Origin of the sequence: Streptomyces coeruleorubidus, assembly GCF_008705135.1 — a bacterium.
Classification (GTDB): domain Bacteria; phylum Actinomycetota; class Actinomycetes; order Streptomycetales; family Streptomycetaceae; genus Streptomyces; species Streptomyces coeruleofuscus.
Window position 1 is genome coordinate 5,101,159 of record NZ_CP023694.1, and the last position, 12,888, is coordinate 5,114,046.

Genomic DNA, 12,888 nt, shown 5'->3' on the forward strand with positions numbered 1-12,888 from the left:
ACTGACGGGTTGTGGTCGGTTACGGACGGGACAACGGCTGTTTACTCCGTGTACTCGTCCGCCACCGAGAGCGCCGCGTCCAGGGCCGCGAGACCCTCCTTGAGTTCCGCCTCGGTGATGTTGCAGGGCGGCACCACGTGCGTCCGGTTCATGTTCACGAACGGCCACAGCCCGCCGCCCTTCGCGGCGGCGGCGAAGGCGGCCATCGGCGCGTTCGCCTCCCCGGCCGCGTTGTAGGGCACCAGCGGCTGACGCGTCTCACGGCTCCGGACCAGCTCCAGCGCCCAGAACATGCCGACACCGCGCACCTCTCCCACGCTCGGGTGCCGCGCGGCCAGCTCCCGCAGCTCCGGCCCGAGGACGGACGCGCCCAGCCGGGCCGCGTTCTCCACGACCTCTTCCTCCGCCATGACGTTGATCGTCGCGACCGCGGCGGCGCACGCCAGCGGGTGCCCGGAGTACGTCAGACCACCGGGGTAGGGCCGCTTTCCGAAGGTCTGCGCGATCGCGCCGGAGATCGCCACACCGCCCAGCGGCACATACCCGCTGTTCACGCCCTTGGCGAAGGTCAGCAGGTCGGGCGTGACGTCGAACAGGTCCGCCGCGAACCACTCGCCGGTCCGCCCGAACCCGGCCATGACCTCGTCCAGGACGAAGACGATCCCGTACTTGTCGCACAGCTCCCGCACCCCGGCGAGATAGCCGGGCGGCGGGACCATGATCCCGGCCGTACCGGGGATCGTCTCCAGGATGATCGCCGCGACGGTCGAGGGCCCCTCGAAGGCGATCGTGGTCTCCAGGTGCTCCAGCGCCCGCGCGCACTCCTGCTCCTCGGTCTCGGCGTAGAAGCGGGAGCGGTAGAGGTAGGGCGCCCAGAAGTGCACGACCCCGGCGGTGCCACTGTCGGAGGCCCAGCGGCGCGGGTCGCCGGTGATGTTCACGGCCTGCTGCGTACCGCCGTGGTACGAGCGGTACGCCGAGAGCACCTTCGGGCGGCCCGTGTGCAGCCGGGCCATCCGGATCGCGTGCTCGACAGCGTCGGCGCCGCCGTTGGTGAAGAAGATCTTGTCCAGGTCACCCGGTGTCCGCTCGGCGATCAGCCGGGCCGCCTCCGACCGGGCCTCGATCGCGAACGCGGGCGCGAAGGTCGTCATCCTCGCCGCCTGCTCCTGGATCGCGGCGACGACCTTGGGGTGCTGGTAGCCGACGTTCGTGTAGACGAGCCCGCTGGAGAAGTCGAGGTAGCGCCTGCCGTCGTAGTCCCAGAAGTACGACCCCTCCGCCCCGGCGACGGCGAGCGGGTCGATGAGCTCCTGAGCGGACCAGGAGTGGAACACATGGTCACGGTCGGCGGCCTTGACGGCGGCACCGGCTTCGGGGTTCGGCTGAGGGGTCATGCGGGCGAGCGTAGGCGCGGGGGAGAGGGCGGTGAAATCGGCGGCCTGTCTGCCGTCGGCGGCATTCCGCGACAGGTTGTCCAGACGGGACGGAGCGCGTTGACAGCATGCTGCGCCCCATGCATTGACAGCGTGCTGTCTAAATGTCAGGATGCTGTCATAGCCCTTCGGGGTGGAGCCCGGGTCTCAGGAGGAGCCATGAACGCCATCGCAGACCGCAAGCCCGTCCATCTCGCCGTCTACGACACCCTCGCCGACTGGGAGACGGGCCACGCCACGGCACATCTCGCCCGCGCCGGATACGAGATCCGGACCGTCGGCCCGTCCACCGGCCCGGTCACCAGCATCGGCGGACTGCGCATCCAGCCCGGCGCGGCCCTGGACGACGTACGGCCCGAGGACAGCTCCCTGCTGATCCTCCCGGGCGCCGACCTCTGGACTGAGACATCAGCCGCTACCGCGGCGGGGTCCGGTGACCTGGCGCCCTTCGCCCGCAAGGCCCGGGAGTTCCTGGAGGCCGGCGTGCCGGTCGCCGCGATCTGCGGCGCCACCGCCGGGCTCGCCCGGGAGGGCCTGCTCGACGACCGGTCCCACACCAGCGCCGTCTCCTTCTACCTGGCCGCGACCGGCTACGCGGGCGGCGAGCGCTACGTCGAGACCGACGCCGTCACCGACGGAAACCTCGTCACCGCCGGCCCGACCGAGCCCGTCGCCTTCGCCCGGGAGATCTTCCGGCTGCTCGGGGTGTACGAGGGCGAGGTGCTCGACGCCTGGTACCGGCTGTTCCACGACTCCGACGCGGCGGCGTACGCCGTGCTGGAGAAGGCCGGGGCGGCATGAGCCGGGAGCGTCAGGACCTGTTCAGCCGCAGCGCCCTCGGGGTGTTCCGGCTGAACGGCCAGTTCCTCGCCGTCGCGGAGGAACTGGCCCGGCCCGCCGGGCTGACCGCCGCCTGGTGGCAGGTGCTCGGCGCGGTCCTCGGCGAGCCCCTGCCCGTCTCCGGCATCGCCCGCGCCATGGGCATCACACGGCAGAGCGTGCAGCGCATCGCCGACCTGCTGGTGGAACGCGGGCTCGCCGAGTACCGGCCGAACCCCGCGCACCGCCGCGCCAAGCTCCTCGCCCCGACCGAGGAGGGGCGTGCGGCGATCGCCCGTATCGGCCCCGGGCACGCGGCGTTCGCCGACCGGCTGGCGGAGGCGTTCGGGGAGGCGGAGCTGGCGGAGGCGGTGCGGGTGCTGGAACGGCTGTCGAAGGTGCTCGACAAGGAGGGGCTGCCCGTCACGGAACGTCCGCCCGGCACGACGACTCGGCCTGTTACGGAACCGTAGAGCTAGCTCAGCTCACCCCGCCCGGGCCCCGCACTATCCTCGGTCTGTTGCTCGCGTGTGGGGGGAAGGCGGCTGAGCGATGGAGAAACTGGGGCCCGGGGATCCGCAACGGATCGGTGCGTACCGGCTGCTGGCGCGGCTCGGGGCGGGCGGCATGGGGCACGTGTATCTGGCCCGCTCGGAGCGGGGCCGTACGGTCGCCGTGAAACTCGTGCGCGAGGAGCTGGCCGCGCAGGAGGAGTTCCGGGAGCGGTTCCGGCAGGAGGTGCGGGCCGCGCGGCGGGTCGGCGGGTACTGGACGGCGCCGGTGCTGGACGCGGACACCGAGGCGGCGGTGCCGTGGGTGGCCACCGGGTACGTCGCCGGGCCGAGCCTCCAGCAGGTCGTCGGACACGACCACGGTGCCCTGCCCGAGCGGACGGTCCGCATCCTCGCGGCCGGGCTCGCGCACGCGCTGAAGGACATCCACGCCGCGGGCATCGTCCACCGCGACCTCAAGCCGTCCAACGTCCTGGTCACCATCGACGGCCCGCGCGTCATCGACTTCGGTATCGCCCGAGCCCTCCAGACCGTGACGGACGGCGGACTCACGCGCACCGGCGCGCTCGTCGGATCGCCCGGTTTCATGGCGCCCGAGCAGGTGCGGGGCGACCGCATCACCCCGGCCTGCGACGTCTTCTGCCTCGGCTCGGTCCTCGCCTACGCCGCCACCGGCGCCCTGCCCTTCGGCACCGCCAACAGCGGCGTGCACGCCCTGATGTTCCGCATCGCCCAGGAGGAACCGGACCTGGAGGGCGTCCCCGAGGGCATCGCCGACCTGGTCCGCGACTGCCTGCGCAAGGACCCCGCCGCACGTCCGTCCCTCGACCGCGTCCTGGAACGCAGCGGCGCGGACGACACCGTCGCCGACGGCCGCGCCCTCGACCCCTGGCTCCCGAGCGCCCTGGTCGCCCAACTCGGGCGGCACGCGGTGCGGTTGCTGGACGCGGAGGACCCGGAGGGGGAGGCCGCGGGGGAGCGGGCCGGTGCCGCCGGCCTCCCTGTCCAGCGGCAGGATTCCGGTTCCGACGAGAGCCACGGGAGCTCCGGCCCCGGCCCCGGCCCGACACCCGAACACGCCCCCGCCGCCGACGAATCGTCCCCGAGCCCCGCGCCGCCCCCGGCCCCCGCGACGGTGCCCGCCGCACCCCCGGTCCCGCCCCCGCCGGGCCGCCCGGGCGAGGGGCCGCCGCTGAACCATCTGCCCACCATGGTCGCGGGCCAGAGCACCGCCCCGGCGCCCCAGCAGCCCCCGGGTGCCCCGTCCCACCCCCAGACGCCCCCGCCCCCGTACCCGGCGTACGGCTATCCCCAGCAGCACCCCCAGCCCGGCGCGCAGGGCGCCGCCCCGCCCTTCCACCCCGCCTACGGCGGCCTCGGCGCCACACCGCCCTACGGTCCGCCGCCGTACGGAACGGGCCAGCCCTACGGCCCGACCCCGCCCTACGGCCCGCCGCGGGAGCCGGCGCGAAGAGACGGCCGTTCCACCGCGCTGCTCGTCGTGATCGCCCTGGTCGTCGCGCTGGCCGCGGGCGGCTCGGTCTACGCGCTGATGCAGGGCGGCGACGGCGACCAGGCCGGCGGCGACCCCACCCCCACGCAGAGCACCGACGCGCCCCCGACCACGCCGGGCCCGTCCCCGACGGCCCCGCAGCCGGACACCTCCGCCTCCCCGGCGGACGGTTCGATCCCGACGGGGTACCTGGGCACCTGGTCCACGACCATCGACAACGCCGACGGACCGCACAGCCGCTCGCTGACCATCCAGCAGGGCGAGCCGGGCGACACGGTCCTGTCCCTCGTGGCGGACGGCCCGACCAAGGGCGGCGGCAGCTACCACTGCGTGTTCGAGGGCCGGCTGACCACGGCCCCCGGCGCCGACGGCACGCTGAAGATCGGCCCGTCCACCGTGAAGGTCGGGCAACCGCGCACCGCGTGCACCCCGGGCGCGGCCACCGAGGTCACCCTCCTCCCGGACGGCACGCTCCAGCGCGTCAACACGAGCAGCGGGGAGCGGCTGACGTACACGAGGCAGTGACCAACTCGCGGTTCCCGTGGAGCTGTTGAACGTACGGCGAATTCCGGCCGACGAAGTCCGGATACCCGCTCGTACGGCCGTACGGTGGCCGGACGATCGATTTCGTCCGGGCGGCGGCGGGGGCACCGACGATGGAGTGGCTGAGCGCGGAGAACCTCGTGGCCGTCGCGACGGCCGTCCTCGGCATCAGCGCCTCGGGCGTCATGGTCTGGTACGAACGCCGGGTGCCGCGCCGCAAACGGATCGGCTACCGCGTGCAGATGGACAACCCCATCGGCGACGACGTGCGCTCGGGCCGCGCCAACCGCCGGCTGGGGCTGTTCGACGAGGCGCCCGACATGACGGACGCGACCCTGGTTCTGCTGCGCATCGAGAACGACGGCTCACTGGCCATCGACCGCGACGACTACACGGGCCCCGAAATCCACGGCCTCACCGCGGTGTTCACCGACCGCACCATCCGCGGGGTCTCGGTCACCCAGCCCTCCGACACCGACCACCTCATGGACCACTTCACCGCGGCCCGGGGCTTCGGCTACGAGGACAACGCGCTGCGCATCCCGCGCGTCCCGCTCAACCGCGGCGACTACTTCAAGCTTCTCGTGCTGCTCTCCGGCGGCGACGTGGGGCGCGAGGTGCGGCTGGTCGGGGGCCTGCGGGAGGGCGAGGTGCGCCCCAACCGCGCGGCCGCCCCGGACGACAAACCACCGCTGTTCAGCCGGGCCGCCCGGCTGATCACCATCATGCTCACGCTGTGCGTGGTCACGCTGGCCGCGATCGTCGTCGCCCAGGACGACACCCCGCCCCCGATCGGCTGCGCGAGCGGCAGGCTCACCCTCACCGGTTCGACCGCGTTCGCGCCCGTTCTGCGCGAGGTGGCCGAGAAGTACGAGCGGGACTGCGGCGGCGACCCGGTCATCGACGTGGACCCGCACGGCTCGACGGCCGGAATACGGGAGCTCGCGGCGGCCGGCGCGCAGGCGGCACGGGACGGGCAGGGCTCACCCCCGGTGGTGGCCCTGTCGGACGGCCCCAAGCCGGCCGGGCTGCCCGAGCTGCGCGAGAACAGGGTGGCGGTGTCGGTCTTCGCGCTCGTGGTCAACGACGCCGTACGCCTGAAGAACCTGTCCACGGACGACGTGCGGCGCCTCTACCGGGGCGAGATCCGCAACTGGCGGCAGCTCGGCGGCCCGGACCTGCCCGTGCACCTGGTCAGCCGGGACGCCAACTCCGGGACGAGACAGGTGTTCCAGCGCCGGGTGCTGGGACGGGGGGAGATCGCCAACTCCTCCGTCGACTGCGTCCACAAGGACGACCCGACGGCGGCCGTCATCCGCTGCGAACTCGACTCGACGGACCAGGTGCTGAGCACGGTCGCCGACCTCCCGGGCGCCATCGGCTACAGCGAACTCAACCTGGCCGCCCGCGCCGAGGGCCTGCACTCCCTGCGCCTGGACGGCGACCCCGCCTCCGCCGACGCCATCGAGGACGGCACCAGCGAATACCCCTACCGCGAGCTCGAGTACGCCTATACCTACGGCCGTCCCCCGGCCGACTCCCTGGCGTCGAGCTTCCTCACCTACCTCTCCCGCGGCAACGGCCAGGACGTCATCCGCACGCACGGCCACCTGCCGTGCTGGACCCCGGAGGGCCTGACCCTGTGCGCGCAGGACTGAGCTGCCCGTGCATAAGCCGGCCGGCACCCCCGCTCACCGGGGCTCCGGTGGCCGCTGCCGCGGCATGTTCGGCCGCGCACCACCCCCCGGCGGCACGGAGAACCGCCCAGGGAAACCCCCCGCGTCGCCCCCGCGCCCACCCCCCGAGAACACCACCGCCTGCAACCCCACGGGCGCACCCCCGCTCCGGAACTCCCCGACCCACTCCGCCGTCTCCGCCCGCACCAGCTCGCTCACATCCTCGGAGAACCTCCGCAGCACCCCGAGACACCGCTCGGCCGCCTCACTCGCCGTCCCCTCCGCCGGTCCCAGGACCTCCCGCACGCACTCCGCCGCCCAGTCGAACTGAAGTGCCTGCAACCGCCGCTGCACGGCCTGCGCGGTGGCCACGTCCCGCATCCAGCCCGACGTCACGCCGAAGTACCGGTCGACGGCGACACACGCCACCCCCAGCAGCAGTGCCAGACACCCCCAGGGCGCGATGCCGCCCGCGACCCCGGTCAGATCCAGCAGGGGCAGCGCGACGCCGGTGACCGCCCCCACCGCGGCCCCGCAGCGCAACACCCGCGCGCACCGCCGCTTCCACACCCGGTCCTCGAGATACCAGGCCGCCGTCCGCAGCGCCCCTCGCTCCACCCACCGGTACAGCTCGTCCAGCCGGACCGCCGGCTCCCCCCAGTCCCCGAGCGGGAAGGCCCGCCCGGTCAGATCGCCCGGCCGCAGCCGGGCCGCCCCCTCGCCCCGTCCGTCCTGAAGCGGCCCCTCGGGCTGCATCTCCGGCTGACCCACCCGGCACTCCCTACTGACCACGCTGCGTGACAAGTGGCACACACGACGCACACGCGCCGGACCCTTCCTACCCCCCAACGGGTGGCGAAGATGTAGCTTTCGCCGCTTTTCCGCCCGGAAGTATTCCTTGATCAGTTATAGGGCGCGAGGGAAACTCACTCGAAAGAGTGCTGGGGCGACGGCAGGCCCGACCACGTAGGCTCGTGCCGAACGGGAAAACCCGTACCGAGCAAGGAGCTGATCGTGATCCCCGGTGGTGGCCAGCCCAATATGCAGCAGCTGCTCCAGCAGGCCCAGAAGATGCAACAGGACCTGGCACAGGCGCAGGAGGAACTGGCGCAGACGGAGGTCGACGGCCAGGCGGGCGGCGGCCTCGTGACCGCGACCGTCACCGGCGCCGGCGAGCTGCGCAACCTGAGGATCGACCCGAAGGCGGTGGATCCGGAGGACACCGAGACCCTCGCCGATCTGGTCGTGGCGGCTGTGCAGGCGGCCAACGAGAACGCGCAGGCGCTCCAGCAGGAGAAGCTGGGCCCGCTCGCGCAAGGTCTGGGCGGCGGCGGCATCCCCGGTCTGCCGTTCTGAGACGCCTACCGCTTCCTCGGACGGGCGGCTGACAACTACGGTACGTACGGGAAGGCCGTGCGGCGCGAACGACCTCGATGATCCACGAAAGGCAGTCCGTTGTACGAAGGCGTGGTCCAGGACCTGATCGACGAGTTGGGGCGGCTGCCCGGCGTCGGTCCGAAGAGCGCCCAGCGGATCGCCTTCCACATCCTCCAGGCGGAGCCCACGGACGTACGACGGCTCGCCCAGGCGCTCATGGAGGTCAAGGCGAAGGTCCGCTTCTGCGCGACCTGCGGCAACGTCGCGCAGGAGGAGCTGTGCAACATCTGCCGCGACGCCCGCCGCGACCCCGCCGTCATCTGCGTCGTCGAGGAACCGAAGGACGTCGTGGCGATCGAGCGCACGCGTGAGTTCCGGGGCCGCTACCACGTCCTGGGCGGCGCGATCAGCCCGATCGACGGGGTGGGGCCGGACGACCTGCGGATCAGGGAACTCCTGGCGCGCCTGGCCGACGGCACGGTCACGGAGCTCATCCTCGCCACGGACCCGAATCTCGAAGGCGAGGCGACCGCCACGTACCTCGCCCGCATGATCAAGCCCATGGGCCTGAAGGTCACCCGCCTGGCCAGCGGCCTCCCGGTGGGTGGCGACCTGGAATACGCGGACGAGGTGACCCTCGGTCGCGCCTTCGAGGGGAGACGACTCCTAGATGTCTGACGCCACGCTGCACGCGACCGACCAGAACCCGGACGACTTCGCCGTCCAGATCGCGGACCAGGTCGAGAGCTTCCTGGTCGCCGTCATGGAGATCGCGAGGGGCGACGAGCCGGAATCGGCCGTTCCCTTCCTGCTCCTGGAGGTCTCCCAACTCCTCCTGGCCGGCGGCCGCCTCGGCGCGCACGAGGACATCGTGCCCGACGAGCGCTACGAGCCCGACCCGGGCCCCGAGCCGGACGTCGACGAGCTCCGCGAGAACCTGGCGCGGCTCCTCGACCCCATCGACGTCTACTCGGAGGTCTTCGACCCCTACGAGCCCCGCAAGGCGCCGGTGCCGGCCCGTATCTCCGACGACCTCACCGACGTCATCACCGACCTGCGCCACGGCATGGCCCACTACCGGGCGGGCCGCACCACGGAGGCCCTGTGGTGGTGGCAGTTCTCCTACTTCTCCAACTGGGGCTCCACCGCCTCCGCGACCCTCCGGGCCCTCCAGTCGGTCCTCGCCCACGTCCGCCTCAACCAGCCCCTGGCCGAACTCGACGGCCTGGACACGGACCAGGCCATGGGCGACGACACGCTGGAGTTCGAGGCGGGCAGGGTGATGGCGGAGGAGATCGCGGAGCCGCTGGGGTTGCGCCCGGCCAAGTAGGAGGCCGAGGTCTCTCAGAGTCGTACGGCCGTGCCGGTCACGCCGATGCCGGTGTCCGGCTCCGCCGGTACCGTCACCGTGATCGTGCTCGGCCGTCCCATGTCCACGCCCTGGTGAACCGTCAGGGTGGCAGGGGTGCCGACGAGTCCGAGCTCACGCAGGTAGCCACCGAACGCGGCGGCCGCCGCTCCCGTGGCCGGGTCCTCGACCACACCGCCGGGCGGGAACGGGTTGCGGGCGTGGAAGACCGTGGGGGACTCCCGCCAGACCAGGTCGATCGTGGTCCAGTCCTCGCGGGCCATGAGGGCGCCGAGCGCGGCCATGTCGTAGTCCAGGCCGGCCAGCCGGTCCCGGCTCGCCGCGGCGATGACCGGGTGCCAGGCTCCGGCGAAGGCCGCCCGGGGCGGCAGCGCCGGGTCCAGGTCTCCGGCGGACCAGCCCAGAATCCCCAGCAGCTCGGCCAGATCGGCCTCCTCGAGCGGTGCCGTACGCGGTGCGACGCTCACCAGGGTCGCCACGAGGGTGCCGTCGGCCGCCCGGTCGGTGGTGACGGTGACCGGGCCCGCCGCCGTGCGCAGCCGCAGGCGTCCGGTGCCGTGCCGCTCCGCGTGGGCGACGGCCGTGGCGATCGTCGCGTGGCCGCAGAAGGGCACCTCGGCGAGCGGGCTGAAGTACCGCACGTCCAGGGATCCGTCGCCCGAGTCCACCGCGAACGCCGTCTCGGAGTAGCCGACTTCGGCCGCCGTCGCCAGCATGGTCGCGTCGTCGCTCCCGGTGGCGTCCAGCACCACCCCCGCGGGGTTGCCGCCCTTGGGATCCGTGCTGAACGCCACGTAGCGCAGTATCTCCATGCCGTGACAGTAGCGTCCGGCTCCATGCCCACGCTGCGTGATTTGGGCGCTCCTTGTACGGCCCCTGTACGTGGGCTGCACGGCGGCTAACCGGTGACACGCGAGTCTGGAGTCACTTCCACCGCAAGAGAAGCGGAGGCAAGTCGACTCCCCTCGATCTCACTGGAGATGTCATGGACCGCCGCCCCGTACGCCGTCGCATAACCGTCGCCGCCGCTGTCGCCGCCCTGGCCGCCGGTACCTTCGCCCTCGGCGCCGGGGCCGCCGGAGCCGACTCGAGCGGCACGTCCGGGAAGAACTCCGCCAAGATGGCCACCGAGGCCCAAGTGCTCGGGCTCTTCGACCAGTGGAACGCGGCGCTTCAGACCGGCGACCCGCAGAAGGTCGCCGACCTGTACGCGAAGGACGCGGTCCTGCTGCCGACCGTCTCCGACAACGTCCGTACGGACAGAGCCGAGATCGTCGACTACTTCGAGCACTTCCTCCGGAACAAGCCGGCCGGCACGAAGGTCGAGTCGGTCGTCAACGTCCTCGACCGGGACACCGTCATCGACACCGGTGTGTACGAGTTCGCGCTCACCGACCACGAGACGGGCGCGAAGAACACCGTCAAGGCCCGCTACACGTACGCCTACGAGAAGCAGGCCGACGGCACGTGGCTGATCGTCAACCACCACTCCTCGAAGATGCCCGAGAGCTGACCGCCCGGAGGGTGATCGTCACGCACAGGCCGCCTCCGGGAGCGTCCGTCAGGGCCACGGTCCCGCCGTCGTCCGTCGCCAGCTGCCTGACGACGGCGAGACCGAGACCGGAGCCGCCCTTGCCGGTCAGGCCCTGGCCCCGCCAGAAGCGGTCGAAGGCGCGGGACTTCTCGGCGTCCGACATGCCGGGTCCCTCGTCCAGGACCGACACCCCCACCACATCGTCCCGCGGGTCCACCCGCACGGTGATCGTCCCGCCGTCCGGTGAGACCTCCAGGGCGTTGGAGAGCACGTTGTCCAGCATCTGGTCCAGATGACCGGGGCCGGCCAGCACAGACGGCCGGCCGTCGGTACTCCCCCTGAGCGCGATGGTGACTCCGCGCTCGTCGGCGGCCGGCCTCCACACGCCGAGCCGCTCCCGCAGGATGTCCAGCAGCGGGAGCGGCTCGGCGGCCGTCACCTTCGCCTCGGCCCGGGCCAGCACCAACAGGCCGTTGACCAGCCGGTTCATGCGTACGACCTCGGCGGTGGCCTGCTCCACGTCCTCCCGTACGACCTCGTCGTCCACACCGTCCGCGATGTTGTCCAGGGACAGCCGCAGGGCCGTGAGAGGCGTGCGCAGCTGGTGCGAGGCGTCCGCCACGAAGATGCGCTGGGCCGCGATCAGTGTGTCCAGGCGTTCCGCGCCCTGGTTGAGGGTGCGCGCCAGCGTCTGGGTCTCGGGCGGGCCCGTCACGGGGGAGCGGGCGGTCAGGTCGCCGTCGCTGAACCTGCTCGCCATGGCGTTGAGCTGGCGCAGCGGGCGGGTCAGGCGCCGCGCCACCCCCACGCCGAGCAGGGCGGCCACCACGAGGACCAGCGCCGCGAGGATCGCCCGGAAGCCCCAGATCGTCCACAGGCGGTCGGTCATCTCGTTCGTCGAGTAGACGATGCGCACGGCACCGACGGCCCGGTCCTCGCCGGCCGCCTCGGCGGGGACCGTGATCACCAGATCGGGACCCCAGATGAAGGAGGAGCCCCAGTCGGTCGTGGGGTCGTTCCGGTCGAGGGCCGCGGTCAGGGCCGTGTCCTCCGCGGGGCGGAGCAGGCCCGGCGCGCAGCCCGGGGCGCCGGCCACCTGGACGTCGCCGGGCGTCTGGGCGGCGTACGCCTCGGCCATCTCCTGGAGCGCCTCGCACGAGGTGGAGTCGCCGTTGGCCAGCAGCAGCGCCATGGTCTCGGCCTCGCGCACCACGGAATCCTCGGTGTCGCCCCGCAGCTGGGAGGTGAGCGAGAAGGCCACCGGCACCGTGAACAGGGCGATGGCGATCGCGACGAGAAAGATGTAGCTGCGGACGAGCTGGCGGATCATGAGGGGTCGCTGCCAGTTCGGGTGCTCGGGTCGCCGCCGCCGTCCTGGTCGCCGCCGTCCTTGACGATCTCCAGCCGGAAGCCGACCCCGCGCACCGCCTCGATCGTGATCGCGCCCGCCAGCTTCCGCCGCAGCGCCGCCACATGCACGTCCAGCGTCTTCGTCGGCCCGAACCAGTTCGCGTCCCAGACCGCTTCCATGATCTGCTCGCGCGACATCAGCGCCCCGGGCTCCTCGGTGAGGAAGGCCAGCAGGTCGTACTCCTTGGGCGCGAGGGCCACCTCCTCGCCGTCGAGCCGCACCCGGGCCGCCTTGCGGTCGACGGTCAGGCGGGGGCCGTAGCGGTCGGGGCCGTTCCCGGGTCCCCCGGCCGCGGGGGTGCGGGGCCGCGCGCGGCGCATCACCGCCCGGATGCGGGCGATGACCTCCCGGACGCCGAACGGCTTGGAGACGTAGTCGTCCGCGCCGATCTCCAGGCCCACCACCCGGTCCGTCTCGTCGCTGCGGGCGCTGATCACGATGATCGGGACGTCGCCGCGCTCGCGCAGCGCCTTGCAGACGTCGAGGCCGTCGGTGTCGGGCAGGCCGAGGTCGAGCAGGACGACGTCGTAGGGGCTCGTGTGGTCCAGCGCCGCCCGGCCCGTGGTGACCCACTCGACCTCGAAGCCGTAGCGCCTCAGGCCGCGTCTGAGGGACTCGGCGACCGGTTCATCGTCTTCCACCAGGAGTACGCGCACAGGCGAACCCTAGTGCTTGAAAGTTGGGGCACACGGTTCGGC

Annotated in this window: 13 protein-coding genes; 8 read left to right on the top strand and 5 right to left on the bottom strand. The window is 72.5% G+C overall.

Annotation, left to right across the window (positions count from 1 at the left end; translation table 11 throughout):
- Positions 1–41: 41 nt before the first annotated feature.
- Positions 42–1,397 (bottom strand): aspartate aminotransferase family protein, encoded by a 1,356-nt coding sequence (locus CP976_RS23640; protein WP_150482180.1) that lies wholly within the window; start codon positions 1,395–1,397, stop codon positions 42–44.
- 198 nt (positions 1,398–1,595) lie between these two features.
- Here CP976_RS23640 and CP976_RS23645 point away from each other — a divergent pair, with 198 nt between their 5' ends.
- The 4 genes from CP976_RS23645 to CP976_RS23660 all read left to right on the top strand — a co-directional run bounded on the left by CP976_RS23645 (position 1,596) and on the right by CP976_RS23660 (position 6,481).
- Positions 1,596–2,237: a type 1 glutamine amidotransferase family protein gene (locus CP976_RS23645; protein WP_190146855.1), complete on the top strand. Its 642-nt coding sequence runs from the start codon at positions 1,596–1,598 to the stop codon at positions 2,235–2,237.
- Positions 2,234–2,728 carry a MarR family winged helix-turn-helix transcriptional regulator gene (locus tag CP976_RS23650; protein ID WP_150482181.1) on the top strand — a complete coding sequence of 165 codons (495 nt, stop codon included), beginning with the start codon at positions 2,234–2,236 and terminating at the stop codon, positions 2,726–2,728. Before CP976_RS23645 ends, CP976_RS23650 begins: the two co-directional genes overlap by 4 nt.
- Before the next feature lie 79 nt (positions 2,729–2,807).
- Positions 2,808–4,805, top strand: coding sequence for a serine/threonine-protein kinase (locus CP976_RS23655; protein WP_150482182.1), 1,998 nt, complete (start codon positions 2,808–2,810; stop codon positions 4,803–4,805).
- 131 nt (positions 4,806–4,936) lie between these two features.
- On the top strand, positions 4,937–6,481 hold the full coding sequence (locus tag CP976_RS23660; RefSeq protein WP_150482183.1) for a substrate-binding domain-containing protein: 1,545 nt from the start codon (positions 4,937–4,939) through the stop codon (positions 6,479–6,481).
- Between the two features lie 33 nt (positions 6,482–6,514).
- Here the strand turns inward: CP976_RS23660 and CP976_RS23665 are convergent, their stop codons facing one another.
- Positions 6,515–7,270: an SLATT domain-containing protein gene (locus tag CP976_RS23665; RefSeq protein ID WP_150482184.1), complete on the bottom strand. Its 756-nt coding sequence runs from the start codon at positions 7,268–7,270 to the stop codon at positions 6,515–6,517.
- 243 nt (positions 7,271–7,513) lie between these two features.
- On the opposite strand from CP976_RS23665, the gene CP976_RS23670 reads away from it, so the two are divergent.
- The 3 genes from CP976_RS23670 (at position 7,514) to CP976_RS23680 (ending at position 9,206) form a co-directional block, all read left to right on the top strand.
- Positions 7,514–7,855, top strand: coding sequence for a YbaB/EbfC family nucleoid-associated protein (locus CP976_RS23670; protein WP_086848809.1), 342 nt, complete (start codon positions 7,514–7,516; stop codon positions 7,853–7,855).
- Between the two features lie 99 nt (positions 7,856–7,954).
- A complete protein-coding gene (recR, locus tag CP976_RS23675; protein WP_030897911.1) occupies positions 7,955–8,554 on the top strand; it encodes a recombination mediator RecR in 600 nt (199 codons plus the stop codon).
- The gene (locus CP976_RS23680; RefSeq protein WP_150482185.1) at positions 8,547–9,206 is read left to right on the top strand and encodes a DUF5063 domain-containing protein; all 660 of its coding nucleotides are present in this window, start codon (positions 8,547–8,549) and stop codon (positions 9,204–9,206) included. The genes recR and CP976_RS23680 overlap by 8 nt, the downstream gene beginning before the upstream one ends.
- A 14-nt stretch (positions 9,207–9,220) precedes the next feature.
- Here CP976_RS23680 and CP976_RS23685 read toward each other — a convergent pair whose 3' ends face one another.
- Positions 9,221–10,057, bottom strand: coding sequence for a PhzF family phenazine biosynthesis protein (locus CP976_RS23685; protein WP_150482186.1), 837 nt, complete (start codon positions 10,055–10,057; stop codon positions 9,221–9,223).
- A 173-nt stretch (positions 10,058–10,230) separates the two neighbouring features.
- On the opposite strand from CP976_RS23685, the gene CP976_RS23690 reads away from it, so the two are divergent.
- A complete protein-coding gene (locus tag CP976_RS23690; RefSeq protein ID WP_150482187.1) occupies positions 10,231–10,758 on the top strand; it encodes an SgcJ/EcaC family oxidoreductase in 528 nt (175 codons plus the stop codon).
- On the opposite strand, the gene CP976_RS23695 is transcribed toward CP976_RS23690, so the two are convergent.
- Both CP976_RS23695 and CP976_RS23700 read right to left on the bottom strand, forming a co-directional pair.
- Positions 10,724–12,109, bottom strand: coding sequence for a sensor histidine kinase (locus tag CP976_RS23695; RefSeq protein ID WP_150482188.1), 1,386 nt, complete (start codon positions 12,107–12,109; stop codon positions 10,724–10,726). The two genes, CP976_RS23690 and CP976_RS23695, sit on opposite strands and share 35 nt — an antisense overlap.
- On the bottom strand, positions 12,106–12,846 hold the full coding sequence (locus tag CP976_RS23700) for a response regulator transcription factor (RefSeq protein ID WP_150482189.1): 741 nt from the start codon (positions 12,844–12,846) through the stop codon (positions 12,106–12,108). The genes CP976_RS23695 and CP976_RS23700 overlap by 4 nt, the downstream gene beginning before the upstream one ends.
- Between the last annotated feature and the right edge of the window lie 42 nt (positions 12,847–12,888).